The organism is Croceivirga thetidis, assembly GCF_012272815.1.
Classification (GTDB): domain Bacteria; phylum Bacteroidota; class Bacteroidia; order Flavobacteriales; family Flavobacteriaceae; genus Croceivirga; species Croceivirga thetidis.
In genome coordinates, this window is sequence record NZ_JAAWWL010000003.1 from 43,662 (window position 1) to 64,620 (window position 20,959).

At 39.9% G+C, this 20,959-nt stretch carries 20 protein-coding genes; 19 read left to right on the plus strand and 1 reads right to left on the minus strand.

Annotation, left to right across the window (positions count from 1 at the left end):
- Positions 1 to 42: 42 nt before the first annotated feature.
- From HCU67_RS15440 to HCU67_RS15505, 15 genes are all read left to right on the plus strand, one after another.
- Complete coding sequence (locus HCU67_RS15440) at positions 43 to 2,673, plus strand: valine--tRNA ligase (RefSeq protein WP_168553571.1); 2,631 nt, start codon at positions 43 to 45, stop codon at positions 2,671 to 2,673.
- Between the two features lie 77 nt (positions 2,674 to 2,750).
- On the plus strand, positions 2,751 to 3,173 hold the full coding sequence (locus HCU67_RS15445; protein WP_168553572.1) for a hypothetical protein: 423 nt from the start codon (positions 2,751 to 2,753) through the stop codon (positions 3,171 to 3,173).
- Between the two features lie 143 nt (positions 3,174 to 3,316).
- The gene (locus HCU67_RS15450; RefSeq protein ID WP_168553573.1) at positions 3,317 to 4,315 is read left to right on the plus strand and encodes a sensor histidine kinase; all 999 of its coding nucleotides are present in this window, start codon (positions 3,317 to 3,319) and stop codon (positions 4,313 to 4,315) included.
- Entirely contained in the window at positions 4,312 to 4,998 is a 687-nt protein-coding gene (locus HCU67_RS15455; protein WP_168553574.1) for a LytR/AlgR family response regulator transcription factor, read from the plus strand. Before HCU67_RS15450 ends, HCU67_RS15455 begins: the two co-directional genes overlap by 4 nt.
- A gap of 38 nt (positions 4,999 to 5,036) precedes the next feature.
- Positions 5,037 to 5,891 carry an MBL fold metallo-hydrolase gene (locus HCU67_RS15460; RefSeq protein ID WP_168553575.1) on the plus strand — a complete coding sequence of 285 codons (855 nt, stop codon included), beginning with the start codon at positions 5,037 to 5,039 and terminating at the stop codon, positions 5,889 to 5,891.
- 177 nt (positions 5,892 to 6,068) lie between these two features.
- Entirely contained in the window at positions 6,069 to 6,758 is a 690-nt protein-coding gene (locus HCU67_RS15465) for a BAR domain-containing protein (RefSeq protein ID WP_168553576.1), read from the plus strand.
- 223 nt (positions 6,759 to 6,981) lie between these two features.
- Positions 6,982 to 7,506 carry a hypothetical protein gene (locus tag HCU67_RS15470; protein WP_168553577.1) on the plus strand — a complete coding sequence of 175 codons (525 nt, stop codon included), beginning with the start codon at positions 6,982 to 6,984 and terminating at the stop codon, positions 7,504 to 7,506.
- Positions 7,507 to 7,661: 155 nt separating this feature from the next.
- Positions 7,662 to 7,796, plus strand: a complete 135-nt coding sequence (locus HCU67_RS16740; protein WP_282597832.1) for a hypothetical protein — start codon at positions 7,662 to 7,664, stop codon at positions 7,794 to 7,796.
- 642 nt (positions 7,797 to 8,438) lie between these two features.
- Positions 8,439 to 9,050, plus strand: a complete 612-nt coding sequence (locus tag HCU67_RS15475) for a hypothetical protein (protein WP_168553578.1) — start codon at positions 8,439 to 8,441, stop codon at positions 9,048 to 9,050.
- 51 nt (positions 9,051 to 9,101) lie between these two features.
- Positions 9,102 to 9,728 carry a hypothetical protein gene (locus tag HCU67_RS15480; RefSeq protein WP_168553579.1) on the plus strand — a complete coding sequence of 209 codons (627 nt, stop codon included), beginning with the start codon at positions 9,102 to 9,104 and terminating at the stop codon, positions 9,726 to 9,728.
- Positions 9,729 to 9,740: 12 nt separating this feature from the next.
- Positions 9,741 to 10,721 carry an SMP-30/gluconolactonase/LRE family protein gene (locus tag HCU67_RS15485; RefSeq protein WP_168553580.1) on the plus strand — a complete coding sequence of 327 codons (981 nt, stop codon included), beginning with the start codon at positions 9,741 to 9,743 and terminating at the stop codon, positions 10,719 to 10,721.
- Between the two features lie 72 nt (positions 10,722 to 10,793).
- Entirely contained in the window at positions 10,794 to 11,678 is an 885-nt protein-coding gene (locus HCU67_RS15490; protein ID WP_168553581.1) for a dienelactone hydrolase family protein, read from the plus strand.
- Between the two features lie 147 nt (positions 11,679 to 11,825).
- Positions 11,826 to 12,344, plus strand: coding sequence for an OB-fold protein (locus HCU67_RS15495; RefSeq protein ID WP_168553582.1), 519 nt, complete (start codon positions 11,826 to 11,828; stop codon positions 12,342 to 12,344).
- Positions 12,325 to 12,879, plus strand: coding sequence for a YceI family protein (locus HCU67_RS15500; protein WP_210423752.1), 555 nt, complete (start codon positions 12,325 to 12,327; stop codon positions 12,877 to 12,879). The genes HCU67_RS15495 and HCU67_RS15500 overlap by 20 nt, the downstream gene beginning before the upstream one ends.
- Positions 12,872 to 13,774: a DUF5777 family beta-barrel protein gene (locus HCU67_RS15505; protein ID WP_168553583.1), complete on the plus strand. Its 903-nt coding sequence runs from the start codon at positions 12,872 to 12,874 to the stop codon at positions 13,772 to 13,774. Before HCU67_RS15500 ends, HCU67_RS15505 begins: the two co-directional genes overlap by 8 nt.
- Before the next feature lie 4 nt (positions 13,775 to 13,778).
- On the opposite strand, the gene HCU67_RS15510 is transcribed toward HCU67_RS15505, so the two are convergent.
- On the minus strand, positions 13,779 to 14,888 hold the full coding sequence (locus HCU67_RS15510) for a LytR/AlgR family response regulator transcription factor (RefSeq protein ID WP_168553584.1): 1,110 nt from the start codon (positions 14,886 to 14,888) through the stop codon (positions 13,779 to 13,781).
- Between the two features lie 267 nt (positions 14,889 to 15,155).
- Between HCU67_RS15510 and HCU67_RS15515 the strand changes: the two genes are divergently transcribed.
- From HCU67_RS15515 to HCU67_RS15530, 4 genes are all read left to right on the plus strand, one after another.
- Entirely contained in the window at positions 15,156 to 17,513 is a 2,358-nt protein-coding gene (locus tag HCU67_RS15515; RefSeq protein ID WP_168553585.1) for a spondin domain-containing protein, read from the plus strand.
- Positions 17,514 to 17,651: 138 nt separating this feature from the next.
- Complete coding sequence (locus HCU67_RS15520; protein ID WP_168553586.1) at positions 17,652 to 19,049, plus strand: Gfo/Idh/MocA family protein; 1,398 nt, start codon at positions 17,652 to 17,654, stop codon at positions 19,047 to 19,049.
- A complete protein-coding gene (locus HCU67_RS15525) occupies positions 19,050 to 20,114 on the plus strand; it encodes a GHMP family kinase ATP-binding protein (protein ID WP_168553587.1) in 1,065 nt (354 codons plus the stop codon). It begins immediately after the preceding gene.
- Positions 20,114 to 20,959: a sugar phosphate nucleotidyltransferase gene (locus HCU67_RS15530; protein ID WP_168553588.1), complete on the plus strand. Its 846-nt coding sequence runs from the start codon at positions 20,114 to 20,116 to the stop codon at positions 20,957 to 20,959. The genes HCU67_RS15525 and HCU67_RS15530 overlap by 1 nt, the downstream gene beginning before the upstream one ends.

Consider the following 20,959-nt stretch of genomic DNA (forward strand, 5'->3'; position numbering starts at 1 on the left):
AATTTAACAAGCCAACACACCTAGACAAAAACTATACCATTAATGGAGATTCCATCCAAATATGACCCAAAAAACGTTGAAGAACGTTGGTACCAATACTGGGAAGAAAACGACTTTTTCACCTCAAAACCAGACGATAGGGAACCCTATACCATAGTAATCCCACCGCCAAACGTTACTGGGGTGTTGCATATGGGCCATATGTTGAACAATACAATTCAAGACGTATTGATTCGTAAGGCGCGTTTAGAGGGTAAAAATGCTTGTTGGGTGCCAGGTATGGACCATGCTTCCATAGCTACAGAGGCCAAGGTTGTTGCAAAATTGAAGGAAGAGGGCATTTCAAAGGCCGATTTGACCCGAGACGAGTTCTTAAAGCATGCCTGGGACTGGACCGATGAATATGGTGGCGTTATTTTAAAACAATTGCGAAAACTGGGTGCTTCCTGTGACTGGAAACGCACCAAATTCACTATGGATGACGATATGTCAGCTTCGGTAATCAAAGTTTTCGTCGATTTATTCAATAAAGGACTGATTTACAGGGGGCATCGTATGGTCAACTGGGACCCCGAGGCCAAAACCACACTTTCTGACGAAGAGGTTATTTATGAAGAACGGCAAGGACTTTTGTATTATTTGGCCTACCAGATTGAAGGTTCTGATGAAAAGGTAACCATAGCAACCACAAGACCTGAAACCATTTTGGGTGATACTGCTATTTGTATCAACCCCAATGACGAAAGATACGGTCATCTTAAGGGGAAAAAAGCCATTGTACCAATATGCGGACGGGTTATTCCAATTATAGAAGATGAATATGTTGATATCGAATTCGGTACCGGTTGTTTAAAGGTGACCCCGGCCCATGACGAAAATGACAAAAACCTTGGGGAAAAGCATAATCTTGAAATAGTTGACATCTTTAACGAAGATGCCACTTTAAATTCCTACGGATTGCATTACCAAGGCAAGGACCGCTTTGTTGTACGCAAAGAAATTTCAAAAGAGCTTGAAGAAAAGGGCTTTATGGTAAAAACGGAACAGCACACCAATAAAGTGGGCACTTCTGAGCGCACAAAGGCCGTTATTGAACCTCGACTTTCCGACCAATGGTTTTTGAAAATGGAAGGTCTGGCAAAACCAGCCTTAGAGGCGGTTATGGAAACGGGTGAGGTAAAGCTTTTTCCAGAAAAGTTTAAAAGCACCTACCGTCATTGGGTGGAAAACATTCGAGATTGGAACATCTCTCGCCAATTGTGGTGGGGCCAACAGATTCCGGCCTATTACTACGGTGATGGACAAGACGATTTTGTCGTGGCAGATTCGTTAGAGCGAGCGCTGGAAATCGCAAAATCCAAATCGCAAAATCCAAATCTAAAGGAAGAAGATCTTACACAAGATTCTGATGTACTCGACACATGGTTCTCTTCATGGTTATGGCCTATCAGTGTTTTTGGTGGAATATTAGATCCTGACAACGAAGAAGTAAACTATTACTATCCTACCAATGACTTGGTAACCGGACCCGACATCCTGTTTTTCTGGGTGGCGCGAATGATTGTCGCTGGTTACGAGTTTAGAGGGGAGCGGCCCTACGAGAACGTTTATTTAACCGGACTGGTTCGCGATAAACAACGTCGAAAAATGTCGAAATCGCTTGGTAATTCTCCTGATGCCTTAAAATTAATTGAGGAGTTTGGTGCAGATGGGGTTCGTGTGGGATTGCTATTGAGTTCGGCTGCGGGTAACGATTTGCTTTTTGATGAAGCCTTATGCCAACAGGGCAAAAACTTTGCTAACAAGATTTGGAATGCCTTTCGATTGGTCAAAGGGTGGGAAGTTGCTGATTTAGAACAACCCCAAGCTTCAAAAATTGGTATTGATTGGTACAAGGCTCGGTTCAATCAAGTGTTGGCTGAGGTTGAAGACCATTTTAGCAAGTATCGCATATCTGACGCGTTGATGGCGATGTACAAATTGATTTGGGATGATTTCTGTTCCTGGCTACTCGAAATCGTAAAACCTGCGTATCAAAAACCTATTGACAGAAAATCATTGGAGTCGGTAATTGAACTTTTTGAGCAAAACCTAAAGTTGTTACATCCGTTTATGCCTTTTCTTACCGAAGAGGTATGGCAGCATATCGCTGAACGTAAGGTGGAAAATGCCCTTTGCATTGCCGATTGGCCAAAATCCGGACCGGCCGATAAAAAATTGATTGCCGAATTTGATTTTGCCGCTGAGGTGATTTCGGGTATACGAACCATTCGTAAAGAGAAAAATATTCCCAATAAGGATGAATTGCAATTACTGGAACTAAGTACGGAACATACCGTTTCTAGTATGGATGCCATTATAAAAAAGCTGGGTAATATTTCAGAGATTGAAACAGCCAAAGAAAATGTCGATGGTGCCTTGAGTTTTCGCGTGAAGAGTAATGAATATTTTATTCCAATTTCTGGGGCTATCGATGTTGAAGCTGAAAAGGCCAAAATCAACCAAGAGTTGGACTATACCAAAGGGTTTTTACAATCGGTACAGAAGAAGCTTTCGAACGAACGCTTTGTAAACAACGCTCCGGCGCAAGTAGTGGAAATCGAACGAAAAAAAGCTGCTGACGCTGAGGCAAAGATTGAGACTTTAGAGAAAAGCTTGGCTTCTTTAAGTTGATTTGGGTTAACAGCGTGTTAAGTATTGCTTCTTAAAGTAGGGATTTAGCAATATTGAGGTGTTCTACCATTAAAACGATGGGAAAATTTATTACAAAGACGGCGATTCATGCCATTGCGATAAGTGTTTGCATTTTACTTCAAAGCTGTGACCCAGTGGGTGATTTAGATGTTACGATTGAAAACGCTTCAAGCCAAAACCTTCAAATACAATGGTATTCCAATTTAGAGGAGTATAGTTATTCTAAAACCATCGAACAGGGCAGTTCGCAACTCATTGAAGAACAAGGTATTTCTGATATTGGAGGCTTACCAACTGAACCCTATTATAAGGTTTTCGATTCAGTTTCGGTGTTTACAATTCAAAATCAACTTTTAAAGACTTGGAAACCAAATACCCCTTCTAAAAATATATTCAATACATCAAGCGATTGGGAGCTCCGAACTACCGGTAAATGGGAAGCAAAAGCCAAATTTGTTATCGAAGAGTCTGATTTATAGCTAACGTCTACTAGGCCTTGAGAGTTCTTGCTTGGTTAATTGTTCTTATGTTGTTCGTCAAATAAAAACTGTCGTTGGCAAGAACCATTTTTGAAAGCTACTCCTTTAACTATAGTTTTGATTTTGAATAATTTGGAGAACCCTTGGTCAAGAAAAGAGAAGTTTTATTTCAGCTAGTGTTCCATGCTTTGGTGCTGACATTTTTTGTGTACAATTGGTATGCACAAGAATTTCGACCTGACCGCATTTGGTTCTTTATCATGTATGCGTTGGCGTCCTTTTTTGTGAGTTACTACATGATGCCCAAGTTTTTCTACACCAAAAAATATTATGTATTTGCAGGACTCCTCGTTGTGCTCATTGGCATTCTCATAGGGTTGGAAGAACTTGTTTTAGAACCAGCACTATTCCCCGATTCCAGTCGAGCGAAAAGATTTCCAGGTATTTTACCCAGTCTTGCCGGAGTATTGCCGGTAATGGCCGTTTTGACTGGAGGTAAATTTGCTTGGGATTCCTTTCAAAAACAACTCGAAATAGACGATTTACAATCGGTTATTCAAGAAAGTGAGCTTCAGTTTTTGCGCTCGCAGGTAAATCCACATTTTTTGTTCAATAACCTAAACAACCTCTATTCGTATGCCTTGGAGGGTTCTACCAAGACCCCTGAGATTATATTGGAGCTTAGTGGTGTCTTACGCTACATGCTTTATGAATGCAAAGAAGAACTGGTACCCTTGGATAAAGAATTGGAACAACTCGGCAATTTTATCCGCTTGTATAAACTGCAAATAGAAGAACGTGGCAATGTTGATTTTCACACCAAAGCCATTGGGCGGGGGTATAAAATAGCCCCCTTGATTCTTATTGTTTTTATTGAAAATGCATTTAAGCACAGCCAGTCAGGACAATCATCGGATATTGAAATTTCCATTAACTTAGAAATGGAAGGGAACACCTTAAAGTTTCAATGCCGTAACAACTTTGAAAAAAATGAGGGCTTGGATACCGTGGCCAAAGGCATTGGCCTGGCTAATGTTAGAAAACGATTGGCACTCCTTTACCCAAAGAAGCATAAATTGGATATTAACGAGGAAACCGGTTCTTACGAAGTGAATTTAAGCCTTGAATTACAAAAAGCATGAGCATCAAATGTATCGTTGTTGAAGACCAACCCCCAGCCCAGCGCATTCTTCGAAAGTTTATAGAAGACGCTGGTAGCTTGGAGTTAAAAGGGGTCTTCTCTGACGGCTTATCGGCTATGGAGTTTTTAAAGACCGAGCAGGTAGACCTGATGTTTTTGGATATTCACTTGCCGAAAATAAGCGGCATTGAGTTTTTGAAAAGCCTCAAGAATCGCCCCTATGTTATTTTGACGACCGCATTTTCAGAATATGCCTTGGAGGGCTACGACCTCGATGTTATCGATTATTTGCTGAAACCCTTTTCGTTCCAACGTTTTTTACAGGCCATAAACAAAGTTCCAGCGCTAGGGGGCAATGAAGCTCAAGCTGATACGAAAGAGTTGTATGTCAAATCGGGTCATGAATTTATTAAGGTGAATATTGAAGACATCATATCTATCAATTCAGATTCTGACTATACCGAAATACAATTGGGTGATAAGAAGGTCCTTTCCAACGAATCCTTAAAGCATTGGTTAGCGGTGCTTGATTCTAAAAAGTTCATTCAATTGCACAAATCGTACATCATCAACACCTCTAAAATTGCTAGGGTATCGGGCAATCAGGTCTTTATGGAGCTTGAGGTGGTGGTACCCATTGGCCGTGCCTATAAAGAGCAATTTATGAATCGCCTCACTTCGTGAAGGCAAGATTCTTTATTTTTAAGCAAATACTAGTCAGAATGAAAAAAATATTGACCCTACTTGGGTTGGCAACCGTCTTTTTATGCCAAGGCCAACGCGATTTTAGTAAAGTAGAAATCACTTCAGAACAATTAGCTGAAAATATTCATGTGCTCTTTGGTTCTGGGGGTAACATAGGTTTGGCCATTGGGGATAAGGAGGCCTATATCATCGATGACCAATTTGGGCCCTTGACCGAAAAAATTGTCGCCCACGTAAAGACCCTGACCGATAAACCCATAGCTTTTGTGTTGAACACGCACCATCATGGCGACCATACCGGCGGCAATGAAAATTTTGGCAATGCCGGCGCTCTAATTATTGCCCATGAAAATGTGCGAAAGCGGTTGGTAGAAGCTGAAAAACCAAAAGCCTCTTACCCGGTCATCACCTTTAACGATAAAATGCAATTGTATTTGGGCAATGGCAATAGTTTGCATGCCATGTACGTTAACCCGGCCCATACCGACGGTGATACCTACTATTATTTTCCAGAAGAAAATGTGATTCATATGGGCGATAACTTTTTTGCGGGTCGATACCCGTATCTTGATTTAAAATCAGGAGGTGATATCGATGGTTTGATTGCCAATGTCTCCATGACCTTAGGGTTGATTGATGACCGTACCAAAATTATACCAGGGCATGGGCCAGTGGCTACCAAAGAAGACTTACGGGCCTATTACGATTTATTAGTGATATTGCGGGATAGGGTTACTGAAGCCCGAAGTGAAGGTAAAACCCTTGACGAAACCCAAAAAATGGGGCTCTCAAAAGAATGGGACCTTACCCATGGCACTGGCTTTATCAACCCCTTACGCATCGTAGAGTTTATTTATAAATCTGCGGATTAGCAGAATACAATACGAACCGATAAGGCTTTTTGGTCGTTTGTAGATGTTTGTAAACGTTTTAATCGAATCTAAGTGGTAAGTTCCTTTAAATCAACATACTTTATATACTTGAGAAATTTCGTGCGAGTTGTATTTATTAATGTGATGGCGAGCATTTAAGAAAACAAAATTTGAAAATTGGAACAGATTAGGCCATTTAGTGATAATAGACTTGATGGTCATTGTATTTACTGTTTCAATGAACCAGAAACAAGGGAACATGTCCCTTCCAAAGTTTTATTGGATAAACCTTATCCTGAGAACCTTCCCATAGTCGAAGCTTGTAAAAAATGTAATCAAGGATTCTCATTAGATGAAGAGTATTTAGCTTGTCTACTTGAATGTGTTATTTGTGGAACTACTGTCCCTGAATTGATTCAAAAAGAGAAGATTGGAAAAATTCTGAAAAGAAAACCCAAACTTCGGGAAAGGCTTGAAAAATCTAGGAAAACAATAGACGGAGAAACACACTTTCAAAGCGAGATGGAAAGAATAGAACGTGTTATTAAAAAACTAGCTCAAGGACACGCAAAGTTTGAAAATAGTGAAACTCAATTTGAAGAACCTTATAGAGTATGGTTTCAACCAATTAATTTATTAACTGAAGAGGAGATTGATGATTTTTTTGCGAATGAAGAACTGACACTATTTCCAGAAATAGGAAGTAGAGCGTTCCAAAGAACAATGGTTGATGAAATGGGAATTCCCAGAGCTTATTGGAAAGAAGTTCAAGAGAAAAATTATTCATATTCGATTGCTCATGTTCCGAGTGGATTAAGGGTAAGGATTTTAATTAGGAATTACCTCGTTGGTGAAGTGATTTGGTAATAAAAGCGACTTGCAAACAAGGTGTATAAGTGATAGTGGTTTAAGTGATAAAAATAAACATAGAACAAAAGTCTTTGAAAAACCGAAAGGTTTATGAGCAGAAATCCGCTACTACTCATACATTATACCGTTGTAAGTAATTGAAAATGAATCAACATTTGTAACAATTCATTATTTTTTGACACCTATAATTATCTAGAAAAATGTATTCTTAATCATAAATATGATGGAAATTATTGGACTTTTAATTGGTATCCCATTAGGGATTTTAACTTCTCTATTAGCTTGGTGGATATTAACTCACAAAATTGTTCCAAAAGTATCATTTGGAAAATTCATTAGCAAGGTTGCAATCCCCAATTCTGAGAAATACAAATATCGGATAGGAATTAAAAATAGTGGTAAAAGAGATATGTTAGACGTTGATATTATTTTAGAACTTGTAGTAAAGGGATTTGATAAAGCTGTTCCTTCGAATACATCTTACATTAAGTTAAATTTAAACAAACCTAAACTTCCTAAACTTAAAAAAAATGGTCGCTGGGCCTTATCAATTAATTTAAACAAATTGCCTGATTCTTTGAATGGTTATAGCCTTGAACAGTTATTAAGTTTAAAAAGTGCCCGATTAAGAGTTTTAGTATTTGGTTATGATGGATATAGTGGGGCGAGAAAAGTATTTGAGTCCAAAGATTTTAAATTAAAAGATATTAAAGAACAATTATTTGAGATAAAAGATTTTGAGTGAAACTACTTACAAAAAAGGCTATAATTCCCTTAGAATAATGGGTAAAGAAAAAGAAATAGCGATTTAAATATGACTGATTTCTTTGACTGAAAATCTATCGATTTTGAACTCGCCGAAATCATAGCCTGAAACGTTACAATGAATTTTAAAATGCAATGAAACTTGAATTAAAAAGGGGATTTAAAGGTAACGGACCAGCATGGATTGGATTGGTAGAATTTTCTAAATCTGCAAGGACTATTTATTTTAACAGAAAAGCACTGAAAAACTCCAATGCACAACGAAGTTAGTATAACTATTTTGATATTGAAAACTGTGATGAATACTGGGTTTCTGGAATTAAGAAAAATTGGGCTGACCGATATTGGGTAGGTAGAGGAAAAATAATTATTATCGGAAATATTATGGCTTAATACTATAGTTTGGTCCAGTTGGATGTTTTGGACAAAATCAATTCGAATTGACTGATATTTTGCCAACATAAAAACAAAAGTTTGTAGAAATGGAAAATCGGAAATTTGACTAGGCGTGGAGAAGGTATTTAAAAAGATATTTTCTTTAATCTACATGTGGATACCTTTAATCTTCAGTATGACATTTGTTTTGATTTGTACATTATTGGTGACTGTCTATCCAATCTGGCTCTTTTTCACAGATAAACAAAAACTTATTGATGTAGGAATGTATCCTTGGTCAATAATATTGGCTTCGTTACTCTCATTTGGGTTATTAGCACAGATTGTCATGAATATTTATGAAAAGGTAAAGAACACCAAATAAGCGAAAAAAAACGAGTTACAACAATGGCTATAGATAATGGCTATCACCTAGTCAATTATACCTAATTTAAATTAATTGAGAACTATATGCTTTGGGCCATGAGGCCATAGCCAAAAGCTTATATTTAAGTAGATTCCAACCAAAACCTTAAAATGATTCGACTGTTTTTAAAAGCCAAACATTGGCAGTTATTTGTTTTGATGATAGGGATTCCGCTGCTATACCAGCTTTACTTTTTGTTTCAAATTTGGGGGTATAAATTAAACCCTGAACCAGTTGCTAATGAAAATGGTTTTTCAGAAGTTTTAAATGAGCGGTTCCTTCAATTGGATTTAATGTTTCCAGTTTTGATGATTTTTTTTAGCCTTCTGTTTTTTGGTTGGTTTTGGTCAATCGCGATTGGGCTTCAACCTAAAATTCCCCCACAGGTAAAAATGAAGGTGAAAAAGTTTAAAGTTTTCTTCTTTATTCCTTTTCTGTATATCATTTTTTTAATGATGTATTTGGGTGGCCTATTTTCTGGTTTGGGAACGAATGGTTTTGGTAATGGCTTTTGGATAATCTCGATTATGCTGCCGCTCCACTTTCTATCAATGTTTTGCATTTTTTATTCCTTATACTTTGTCGCCAAAACCATTAAGACAGCAGAGCTACAGCGCGAAGTGAATTTTGGGGATTTTGCAGGCGAATTCTTTCTCTTGTGGTTTTACTTTGTTGGCATATGGATTATTCAACCGAAGGTCAATAAGCTCTATGCAGCATAAATCATTTTCAATTAAACCTTAACTTTAGGATTCATGTAAATCGGATTAAAAATGTTAGTAATAAACCGAAATACCTTATTGGTTTTCCTTTTTCTGGTAACGGCTGTTTCATCCTATTCCCAATTAGGGACAGCCTATTTAGAAGATGAACAATCGAGTGATCAATTTAAGCCCATTGAGATTGTTTCAACAACAAAAGAACTTGTGAAGGGGTACGGTTTTATCCATCCACTTAACCATAGGGAAATCATCTTTATGGAGTCCAAGCCAGTTGAAGAAAAAACAAAAGACTGGCGTATCGTGAAAGACTTCAGCGAATTTAAAATGCTCGATAAAGATACCGTTCATTTTGTTGCCTTTACGGGCAAAAGGCCCATTCATAAGACCTTGGTTGTAAAGTATAATGAAAGTGACTGCTGCATTTTGTACAAGGCTATAAGCCCTATGCTGTATGATGCCTATTTTATTGCAAAAAAAGGTGAACCAAGAACTTTAGACAATGGAAAAATGGTTGCGATACGAAACATGGGGTCTTTTAACCGTACGGCAAAAAAGGCATTTTCAAATGATTGTCCGGTAATTGTAAAGAATGTAAAGGAGAATACATATACCAACACAGAGGCGGGTCTAATGGACTTGATTAAAGATTACCAAGAACAGTGTCCAACTTTGAACTAAACCAGGTTTATCATGAACTTCCTTAGGTACGTACTGATGATTTTGGTGATAGCGTTGTTAAGCAATTGTTCTTCAAAATCGAACAAGCCAGAGCTATCACCCATTATTAGAGAATATGTAATTGATGAAATTGACTTGGTGCCAGAAGGTATAGCCTATTCAAAAAAGTATGATGCCTTTTACCTAACGGGTGTCGGTAAATTCAAAATTGTTCAAGTCGATAGAAAGACCGGTGTCCAAACCGATTTTATTCAAGAGAACGCTTTTGGGTATATGCCGGGAGCTGGTATATATGTTGATAAGGCCGAGAAGGTATTGTATGCCATTGGCGGGTATTACCGCATTGCCGATTCCTTAAGTACCCTTTTTTCTTTTGACCTAAAGACCAGAAAATTAATTCGAAAATATGCCCTGAACGACGGGCGTGACCACTTTTTAAATGATCTTATAGAAGACGGTAAGGGAAATTTATACCTAACGGATTCGAAAGATTCCTCAATCCACATCCTTAAAAAGAACAGCGATAGTCTGGAACTCTTTTATAAATCACCTGAGATAGAATTTCCCAACGGTATTGCCATTTCAGACGATGACAAGAAATTGTATATCGCCAGTATACCTAAAGGGGTTCGAATTATGGACATTGCCACAAAGACCATTTTAAACCAACAAGATACCCTAGGCATATCGCAGGGTATCGACGGACTCGAGTTTTATAATGGCCATTTGTTTGGTGTTCAAAACAGCGTTGGGGCTAACTCTTTTAACTTTAGAAAACTTCTGCTCAATAATGAAAAAGATAGTATTCTTGGTGTTGAGGTAATAGACAGCCATACGCCCAAATTAGATGTTCCGCTCACTTTTTGTATCACGGAAGATGAGGCTGTAGTAATCGGTAACTCCAACTTGCAATATCTAAATCAGGAGACTTTTGAGTTTGCTGTAGCCGATTCCATCAAGAAAAGTAGCTTGTTGGTTTATAAAATCAACTAAGCTTTTCGAGTATAATCCAATTTCAAGGCGGAATATGTCTTATTTTTAAGGGAGTCACCAATCCCTATAAAAATGAAAAAATTAAAACGCGAAGATGTCTCCCAAGAGGTTTTTGACCTTTACGACGATTACGCCCACAACAAACTACAACGCCGAGAATTTATTGAAAAACTGTCTACCTATGCTGTAGGCGGCATAACGGTTGCTTCTTTGATGAGCTTTATGATGCCCGATTATGTGAATACGCTTTTGGTAGACCCAAAGGACCCTGATTTGGATTCTGGTTTTATCAGCTACGATTCGCCTAAAGGCGGTGGCGAAATCAAAGGGCTGCTTTCCAAACCCAAAAATGCAAAAGGCAAATTGGGCGGTATTGTGGTGGTACACGAGAACCGAGGCTTGAATCCTTATGTTGAGGATACGGCCAGAAGGGCAGCTTTGGCTGGGTTTATCACCTTGGCACCTGATGCCTTAAGTCCCTTGGGCGGTTATCCTGGCAATGATGATGAGGGTCGGGCCATGCAACGCAAACGTAACCGAGGTGAAATGCTGGAAGACTTTATTGCCGCTTTTGAATACCTTAAAAATCACGAAGATTGCTCTGGTAAGATTGGGGTTGTCGGTTTTTGTTTCGGTGGATGGATTTCCAATATGATGGCTGTTAAAGTTCCTGATTTGGCCGCGTCCGTTCCGTTTTATGGTGGGCAACCCAAAGAGGACATCGATAAAATCAATGCGCCCTTAATGCTTCAATTCGCCGGATTGGACGAGCGGGTCAATGCTGGTTGGCCTGCCTATGAGGAGGCTTTAAAGGAACATGACAAGGCTTATCTGGCGTTTACCTATCCTGATGTTAACCATGGTTTTCATAATACGTCAACGCCCCGTTACAATAAACCAGCCGCCGAGCTGGCATGGGGTCGGACCATTGATTTCTTTAACGAGCACTTATCGTAGCGTAGAATAACAAAGAAGTTTTTGGATTGAACTTTGGTAAGTTCATCTAATTTTTGAGGTAGGGAATTCACTTTTAAGGCCGAAAATTCCTCCTCGACCATATTTCTAGTGTATTTACGCTGCTGTCGTGGTTCATTTGTGGCAATAATGGGAAAATTCCATTGCTATGAAAGAATCGGGCAAGAGCGTAACTTGCCTTGCCCGTTTTACATGAAGACCGTGCGAAAGAAAAAAATCTTACAAATAATCTACTACCTACCGCTGGTGGCCCTTGTGGTCGGGCTACTCTATTTCTACAATGAATTTCAGAAACCGGCGCAAAAAGATGTCACGAAATTGGAGGTGGCTGCCGTTCTTGATACCGACGATTTGATACAACTATTTAAAGAAGATAAGGAGACTGCTTCTGATGCCTTGGTAGAACAAGTGGTGCAAGTACAAGGCGAAATCAAGGAAATCTCATTCATAAATGACCGCTATACCATCTTATTGAAAAGTAAAAACTTCACCAAGAGTTTTGTGATGTGTGAGATGGCTTCAAAAAATTTGAATATCGAGAATTTGGCCGTGGGCGATACCTTAAAGTTGCGTGGTATTTGTAAGGGCTATCTATTAGATGTAATAATGTTAAATTGCGTTCCAATCAATGAAAACACCAATCCATAGAATACTGTTCTTATTGGCAATGCTCCACTTTGGGGTGAATGGCCAAGAGAGCGAACAAATCATTGCCCGACAGGGTAGTGTGTCTTTCTTCTCCTATACTTCAGTGGAGGATATCGAAGCGACCAACAATCAAGTATTGAGCATTATAGATGTGCCAAAGGGGGAAATTGTGGTCAACATGTTGATGCGGGCCTTTGTCTTTAAAAAGGCTCTGATGGAAGAGCATTTTAATGAGAGTTATGTGGAGTCGGACCTGTATCCGGAATTGAATTTTATTGGAAAGATTCAGGGCATGAAAAATCCCGAATTGGAAAACGGTACCTATTTGGTGAGTGGTGAAATGGAGTTTCATGGGGTTAAGAAAGAGATAGAACTGAAGACCAAGGTCAATAAAACAGCAGACAGTACGGTTTTTCAGGGGGAGTTCGAAGTTCCGGTCAGTGATTTCAATATCAAAATACCGGCATTGTTATCTCCCAACATCGCAAAGAACATACAAGTAGAATTTAGATTTGAATACTTTCCATATGAATAGGTCAGCTAACATAATTTTCGTTTTTGTGTGCTTTTTGGGCCTATCTGGGATAAGAGCACAAGACAGTCTATTGGATATTTTGGCCAAGGAGCGTAAGGACACCACCTTACTTACCATGGCCACCTTCAAGACCACAAGACTCTCTGTGGCTCAATCTGTGGAAACCCGTAAAAAAGGGGCTTTACAGCTCTATTTCGGCACACGTTATTGGAACATTCCCATGGAAGAGCCACGAAATAGTTTTCTAGTAGATCGTTTTTCAGCACAATTTGGTTTTGACTATGCCTTTACCGATAGGTTTACCACCTCATTTTCTGTAAATACATTTGATGGGGTTTTAAACGGCTTTTTAAAATATCGTCTGTTACGCCAAACGGATGATAATAAGGTGCCTTTTGGTATAACCGCCTTGCAAAGCACCTCATTATTAACGCGAGAGTACAATGGTATTCGTTTACCCAGAATGCAGTCCGATCGTTTTTTCTTTACCCAGCAATTGATTATTGCCAGAAAGTTTAATAGAAACCTTTCCCTGCAGATAGCACCGACCTATATTCATGCGACTTGGCCGCAACCTACCTTAGGGCGAACTGACTTTTTCGCATTGGGTCTAGGTGGGCGTTATCGTATCGGCAAGCATACCGAATTGACCAGTGAATACCATTGGGTGGCGAATCGAGACCAAGGTCCGGAAGGCTATAACTCATTCGCTATCGGTTTAAATTGGGAAATTGGTGATGTGACCATGCAAATGCATATGACCAATACCAAAAGTTTTGATGAGGCTTCGAGTATTCTCTTGACACCCAATAACTTCAATTTTGAAGATGGTGGCTTGCATATTGGAGTGAACGCCATTTTTATTCTTCACCTGAAAAAACAAAAGCTTAAATAGAGGGCTAGCTATTCAACCATTGCTTGAATTCTGCAGCCTTGTTTTTTCCAATGATGATATCCAATTCCGAATTCGGATTGACCACAATTTTCAATTGGTTGTTACCGTACCGGATGATTTTATCAATGGCTGTAATAGCAATGATAAATTGCCGATTGGCCCGATAAAAATAATTGCTGTCAAAACCGGAATACAGCTCGTCTAAACTACTATTGGTGGTTGACCGTTTGCCATTCATATCGACTACGTAGGTAATGGTGTTTTCAGTATAAATGAAGGCGATGTCTTCAACGGAAACCGTTAGGAGTTCGTTACGCAAATAGGTGAGAATCCGTTTTTTGTTCGTTTCTTTTATTTCTTGGTCTTCTTCGCTATTAACCTCTTCCTCTTTGGGTTTTTCTTCAATTACCCGTTTTTGGTATTTGCCCAAGTCACTATTGAGTTTTGCCAGATTGATGACCTCGCTCTCCAATTCTTGGTTCTTGGTTTCCAACCTTTTTTCATAGACACTCCCAATCAATCGCACCATAAATACCGAAGAAAGAATCATGATAAAGCCCATAACGCTGAACAGCAAGTAAAAACGGTTACGAAGGCTTTGCAATCGTTGCGAAATCAAACCGATGTTGGCATGTGATGCGACCAACCAATCTGAATTTGGAACTGCGTTCAGATGAATAATTTCTGAAGCGTCTTGCGAAGAACTACCGTTTTGTATCAAATCGAACAATTGGTCGGCTGTAAATTCGCCATCCACTGCAGTATTGGCTGAGTTATTTTGGTCAATAGTTGTGCCGATTTGTGGGCGATTTGGGTGACAGATTACCTTTCCAGACCAATCAATGATGCTTACAAAACCCAAAGATTCTTTGTTGGAATCCTTTATGGTATTTTGAAAGGTATCAACAAAGTCCATTTTATCAATACCATTTTCAAGTTGGTTCCCAATCAATATTGAAATTGCACGAGCTTCCCTTTTACTGAATTCCAATTGCGAACTCAACATTTCATTCGCGCTTGCCCTGACAAAATATTGTGTAGCGATACCACCTATAATTACAAATATGATGGCTATGGCCAAAAAGGTATATAGGTATAATCGGTCTTTACGCATAATTGAAAAAGTTGTTCTGGCTCAATTTTTAGGCCAATAAATATAGTAATCTACATTAGTTCTTAAAGAAAGCCCAAAACTTTCAATTCCAAATTGTATTAAAGTGGTTTTTATAAAAAACCCAATAAACACAGTGCTTCCCAAAGAAAGGGATTATTCCGTTTTAAAGCTCAAAATTCCGTTTCACACACAATTAATAGTATACAGGCACTTGTTGTGACTTCATTTGCACCGTAAACGAATTTTAATCCAAAAAATATAATTGTTATGAAAAAGAATTTTTTAAGAATGGCTGCCCTGTCCTTGTTGATCATGGCCTGTTCTGAAGACGACAACGAAGTGGTAACACTTCCACCTGATGATGGAACCCCGGAAGAGCCGGCACCCCAACCAACAGGTCAAGCTTCATTTGTTTTGAATGAAGTAGAATACTTGGGAGACCGTGTTGAGATTTTGAACAACGGTGATGCAGCTGCTGATTTAAGTAGTTATTTTCTTTGTTTAGGCCCTGGTGCCTATGCCCAAATCGCTAACCTTACTACTGAAGGTAATGTGAACCTTGGTGCTGGTGAATACCTAACTGTATTCTATGAGATGCCAAGGGAAACTGGCGGAATGGGGCTTTATTCCTCAAATGAATTTACAAGTGCCGATGCCATGGTTGATTTTGTGCAATGGGGCGAAGGCGGTAATGCACGTGAGAACGTTGCTGTAGAAGCAGGTCTTTGGACGGCTGGTGAATTTGTTGCGGTAACCGGTAATGCAGAGAATACCATTATTTATGATGGCGATGGTAACGGTGTGGCCAACTGGTCAGAAACCGGTACAGAGACTTTTGGTGCTGAAAACGAATTGACCATGCCTGCAGAGGCTAAGGCCATGATCGTTATCAATGAGGTTCAATACGGGAACTTGAATCAAGTGGAAATTTGGAACAATGGCTCAAACGCCATCGACCTCAGTGATTTTTGGTTGTGTCTTGGCCCAGGTCAATATTCAAGAATCGGAACCTTGGAGCCTGTTTCTGGTTCAATAACGTTGGAAGCAGGTGAATTTTTGGTATTGCCATATGATATGCCCGATGAGCAAGGTGGTCTAGGTTTTTACTCTACCAATGAGTTTACAAATGCTGAAGCAATTGTGGATTTCGTACAATGGGGAGCTCCTGGTGCTGCTCGCGAAAATGTAGCAGTTGAGGCAGGTATTTGGACAGCTGGTGAGTTTGTACCTACGGTAGGTCTTTCAGCTAGTATAGAATATGACGGCGAAGGTGATTCAGCTTCTGATTGGTCAGAAGAGGCCATTCCTTCTTTGGGAGCGGGTAATGCGACTGAAGCTCGTACCACTACATTCAATATTACTATCAGTAATGTTGCCAACTATTTTAATGCCCATGTTTTTAATACACCGGTAGGTGCTTCAGAGCCTGGTCCTTTAACTACAGAAGGTGGCCAATATGTGCTTGAATTTAATGCCGTACCTGGTGCAAAAATTTCACCGGTGACCATGATGGGCAACAGTAACGATTGGTTCTTAGCTCCAGAAGATTTTGGGGGTATAGACCTTTGGGAAAACGGCGCTGCCCTTAATGGAGTAGATATCGCGAGTGAGTTGGTATTGTACGATTTGGGTACTGAGGCTGATAATGACCCTGCTTCTTTCCCTCCTGCTGGTGCTAATGTTGGTCCTGAAGATCCTAACCCAGCAACTCGATTGGTGGACCGTAATGGTAACCGCGGTGACTTTTACCTTTCCGCAATTTTGGATTACGAAGCAGGTGACGGTTCTTCTGCAGGTACATTTACCCTTACCATTACCAAAAAAGCCACTGATTTTGTTGTGACTCCTGGTATCGTCGTATTGCATGCCTTGGAGAATCCATTGTTCACTTTGGGTGAAGAAGATAGGGGTGTAGGTCTAGAGGCGATTGCCGAAGATGGTAACCCAATGCCATTGTACAACTGGTTTCATGAAGAAGGTGAGCAAGGAGCGCCACTGCGTTTGGCATCCTCAATAAGTGTGTTCTCACCTGGTATTGTTTATGCCTTTAATGGTGATAGAGACCCATTTGTACTGCAAGGTGAAACCAATAATCCCAACAACGGATTGGAAGAAATTGCAGAAGATGGAAATAACAGTGTTGCAGTATCTTATTTAGAAGGTCTTGGAATTCCAGTGGCTGCAAGTAACGAGACTGCCCCTGTTGGTCCTGGTGGTGCTTTGACCTTTACATTGACCGTTCCTGAAGGTCAAAACTTCAAATTCGGTTATTCAACAATGTTCGTGAACTCCAATGATTGGTTCTTGGCTTATAACAATGCTGGTTACCCATTGTTCGACGAAAACGGAGTACCGGTATCGGGTACAGGTGCCAGTGAAAAATCGTACATGTACGATTCAGGTACCGAAATTGATGAGCCAGTAGGCTTCGGAATCTATCAAGCCCCAAGACAATCGGGAGCTGATGAAGGTCCTGCAGATGAGAATACCACCGTTCGTCGTGTAAGCGAACTAAACGATGTACAATTTGGTAAAGGTTTGATATCAAGCGGCCCAGGTGTAGTTTGGTTAGGTGACCCAAGAGGAGGTTACAATTTGGTTCTTGTAGAAATACAACCACAATAGAATTCATTTTAGTGTAGTCATAGTTGTTTTGGTTAATTGTTGGCCGGGGGGAGACTCCCGGCTTTTTTTATACAATTGGAAACAAGGGTACTTCCAGTGCCTTTTGTTATCTTCACTGTAATCACAAAACCAAAACAATTGAAGAAAGCGAACAGAAGGGAGTTTCTAAAGAAGACTACACTGGCTTCCGCAGCTTTTGGTGCTGCAACCATTTATCCTGAGTTTTTACGAGGGCAAACAACCAGGCCATACACTTCAACTTATATGGGTGATTTTGCTGCCCCAAAAATTGAGAATTTAAGAGCTGCATTTATTGGCGTTGGTGCCCGCGGTGGATATCATTTAAAGTTCTTAGCTGCCTTGCCAGGTACAGAGGTAGTGGCCATTTCTGATTTATATGAAGATTTGGTAAAAGAAAAATTGGGTTGGGTACGAGAGGTTTCCGAGTCGGATAGGCATCAAGATATCAAGCTGTATTGGGGGAGTGAAGACAAGTGGAAAACCATGTTGGAAGAAGTCCGTCCTGATGTGGTCTTTATTGCTACCAACTGGGCCAATCATGCACCGATGGCCATTGAATCAATGAAAAAGGGTGCCCATGCCATGGTTGAGGTGCCAATTGCATTGACCTTGCAAGAAATGTGGGATATTGTTGATACTTCAGAATCCACTCAAAAGCATTGCATGATGCTTGAAAATGTGAACTACTCCCGTGATGAACTTATGTTCCTCAACATGTGCAGAAAAGGGGTTGTGGGCGAGCTTTTACATGCAGAAGCTGCCTACATTCATGAACTGCGTTGGCAAATGGAAGAGCAGGACCGAGGTACCGGTTCATGGCGAACCCATCATTATGCCAATCGAAATGGAAATTTATATCCAACACATGGGCTCGGTCCGGTTGCACAATACATGAATTTAGGTAGGGGAGATGATACTTTCGCAAGTTTAGTTTCCTTTTCTACACCTGCCATGGGGCGAAAATCATACGCGGAAGCAAACTACGCTACCGATCATAAATGGAATAAACTCGACTTTAAAGGTGGTGATTTAAACACCTCAATATTAAAGACCAATTTGGGCCGAACCATAATGGTGCAGTGGGATGAAACAAGCCCTAGGCCTTACTCCCGTTTGAATTTGATTCAAGGAACCAAAGGCACTTTGGCAGGATTTCCAACACGTGTGGCTTTGGAAGGTGGGGTTGAGGGTGTAACCAAAGACCATCACAGCTGGGTGCGGGGAGATAATCTTGAGGTTCTTTATGAAAAATACGACCACCCTTTGTACAAAAGACTGAATCAAGCTGCGAAGGGCAGTGGTCACGGCGGCATGGATGGTATTATGGTCTATCGAATCGTAGAGTGTTTGCAAAAGGGACTTCCTTTGGACCAAAATGTTTATGAAGGTTGCTTTTGGAGTGCAGTGGCGCCCTTGAGCGAACGTTCAGTTGCCAGTGGAGGTTCACCGCAGCCTTTTCCGGATTTTACTAGGGGGAATTGGTCGGATACCAAACCACTTCAAATTATTTCATAAGTGGATGAAATTTTAATTAAGGTTCCTGCCAGAATCTGTTTTTATGGAGACCACCAAGACTATCTTGGTTTACCCGTTATTGCGGGTTCTATAAATCGTTTCATAGAACTGAGGGCAAATCCTATCAATGAAAACCAATACCTTATTGGGTTAAAGGATTTAAATCGAATGGAAACCATTGATTTGGATTCTTCTTTTAATGAAGTTCCCAAAGACGATTACTTCCGCTCCGGAATGACCATATTGAGGGATAAAGGATTGACATTTACCCGAGGATATCATATTGAAATTTCAGGAAATATCCCTTTAAACGCTGGGCTATCGAGTTCATCTGCGTTGGTCGTCGCCTGGATTCGTTTTTTGATTTCTACCCAAACCGAAATTTCGTTTACCGATGCAGAGATCGGTCATTTGGCCTATGAAGCCGAGGTTGGTTTTTTTAAGCAGCCTGGCGGTTTAATGGATCAATACGCAATTGCCCAACAAGGTTTGTTATTTATTGATACCACAACTGGAAAAACAGAACAACTTAAGGGTACTCTAGGAAATTTGGTGGTTGCAGAGTCTGGAATTGAAAAGCAAACGCAGGATGTATTAAAAAATGCCAGGATTTTTCAGGAAAATGCTATTCAAGAGGTATGGAACAACCATCCTGATTTTGAGATTCAAAAAGCTACTCCAGTAGAATATGAAAGGTACAGGAATCTGATATCAGAAAAATACCAACCTTATTGGCATGCAGCAATTTTTAATTTGCACATCACTAAAAGAGCCAAGGATTATCTTAACAAACCCAATTCGGATATTAGGGAACTGTCTTATTTGATGAACCAACATCAAGCGATTTTGGAAAATCAGATTGGCAACACTCCTATTGCAATGCAAGAAATGATGTTTAACGCTAGAAATGCGGGCGCCCTTGCCACGAAAACTATCGGTTCCGGCGGGGGCGGTTCGATAGTGGCCTTAGTAGACCTTAGTAAAATAGAAGACGTCAAAAACGCTTTTATCAAAACTGGTGCAAAAGACGCTTACGAAGTACAATTAACTTATCCAGAGCGCTGATGAACAATAGTCTGGTTATAATGGCAGGAGGAGCTTCCTCTAGAATGAAACGAAGTTTGGAAGGTGCCAACTTGGATGCAGACGTTATTTATGCTGCCCAGAATTGGCATAAAAGCCTTATTCCAATCGATGACCACAAAAGACCCTTATTATTTTATCTATTGCGAAATGCAGTGAACGCACGCATTCAAAAGGTGTATATCATCACATCTGCTGAAAATCAACCATTCTATAAATTCTTGGACTCCCATGGTAGCGAGGAGCTTTTAACCAAGCTTCAAATAGAGATTGCTATACAAAAAGTTCCCGAAGACCGGGACAAACCTTTGGGTACGGCTGATGCAGTTCAGCAATGCATGGACCAGTATCCTGAGTTAAAGCAACAATATTTTACGGTTTGTAATGGTGATAACTTATACTCTTCAAACGTGATGGGCAAATTGCGAATGGAGCGTACTGCGCCACATGCCATTATGGCTTATAGTGGTTCAGGTTTGGGATTTGATGATGAACGATTATCCAAGTTTGCCGTAATGGATATTGACCCCAATGGTAACCTATTGCAAATCATCGAAAAACCTGATGTGACAGAACTAAATCAATTTCGCGATGAACATGGAGAACTTGCAATTAGCATGAATATTTTTAATTTTTCAGGTGAACATATATATTCATTTTTAATGAACTGTCCTCTTCATTCAATACGCAATGAAAAGGAATTACCAGATGCTGTACGAATGGCAGTTCGTGAAAATCCTTCTGCCTTTTCGTGCATTCCTGTTTCGGAATTATTGCCTGATTTGACAACTTCTGACGATATAAAAAAGATGAATTTGTACCTTTAA

What these genes read in the sequence shown, in the direction of transcription:
- HCU67_RS15445 (WP_168553572.1), top strand. Translation starts at nt 2,751, where the DNA reads ATGGGAAAATTTATTACAAAGACGGCGATTCATGCCATTGCGATAAGT.
- HCU67_RS15510 (WP_168553584.1), bottom strand. Translation starts at nt 14,888, where the DNA reads ATGCGTAAAGACCGATTATACCTATATACCTTTTTGGCCATAGCCATC.
- HCU67_RS15495 (WP_168553582.1), top strand. Translation starts at nt 11,826, where the DNA reads ATGGGAAAATTCCATTGCTATGAAAGAATCGGGCAAGAGCGTAACTTG.
- HCU67_RS15505 (WP_168553583.1), top strand. Translation starts at nt 12,872, where the DNA reads ATGAATAGGTCAGCTAACATAATTTTCGTTTTTGTGTGCTTTTTGGGC.
- HCU67_RS15515 (WP_168553585.1), top strand. Translation starts at nt 15,156, where the DNA reads ATGAAAAAGAATTTTTTAAGAATGGCTGCCCTGTCCTTGTTGATCATG.
- HCU67_RS15460 (WP_168553575.1), top strand. Translation starts at nt 5,037, where the DNA reads ATGAAAAAAATATTGACCCTACTTGGGTTGGCAACCGTCTTTTTATGC.
- HCU67_RS15470 (WP_168553577.1), top strand. Translation starts at nt 6,982, where the DNA reads ATGATGGAAATTATTGGACTTTTAATTGGTATCCCATTAGGGATTTTA.
- HCU67_RS16740 (WP_282597832.1), top strand. Translation starts at nt 7,662, where the DNA reads ATGAAACTTGAATTAAAAAGGGGATTTAAAGGTAACGGACCAGCATGG.
- HCU67_RS15530 (WP_168553588.1), top strand. Translation starts at nt 20,114, where the DNA reads ATGAACAATAGTCTGGTTATAATGGCAGGAGGAGCTTCCTCTAGAATG.
- HCU67_RS15485 (WP_168553580.1), top strand. Translation starts at nt 9,741, where the DNA reads ATGAACTTCCTTAGGTACGTACTGATGATTTTGGTGATAGCGTTGTTA.
- HCU67_RS15490 (WP_168553581.1), top strand. Translation starts at nt 10,794, where the DNA reads ATGAAAAAATTAAAACGCGAAGATGTCTCCCAAGAGGTTTTTGACCTT.
- HCU67_RS15440 (WP_168553571.1), top strand. Translation starts at nt 43, where the DNA reads ATGGAGATTCCATCCAAATATGACCCAAAAAACGTTGAAGAACGTTGG.
- HCU67_RS15475 (WP_168553578.1), top strand. Translation starts at nt 8,439, where the DNA reads ATGATTCGACTGTTTTTAAAAGCCAAACATTGGCAGTTATTTGTTTTG.
- HCU67_RS15500 (WP_210423752.1), top strand. Translation starts at nt 12,325, where the DNA reads ATGAAAACACCAATCCATAGAATACTGTTCTTATTGGCAATGCTCCAC.
- HCU67_RS15455 (WP_168553574.1), top strand. Translation starts at nt 4,312, where the DNA reads ATGAGCATCAAATGTATCGTTGTTGAAGACCAACCCCCAGCCCAGCGC.
- HCU67_RS15480 (WP_168553579.1), top strand. Translation starts at nt 9,102, where the DNA reads ATGTTAGTAATAAACCGAAATACCTTATTGGTTTTCCTTTTTCTGGTA.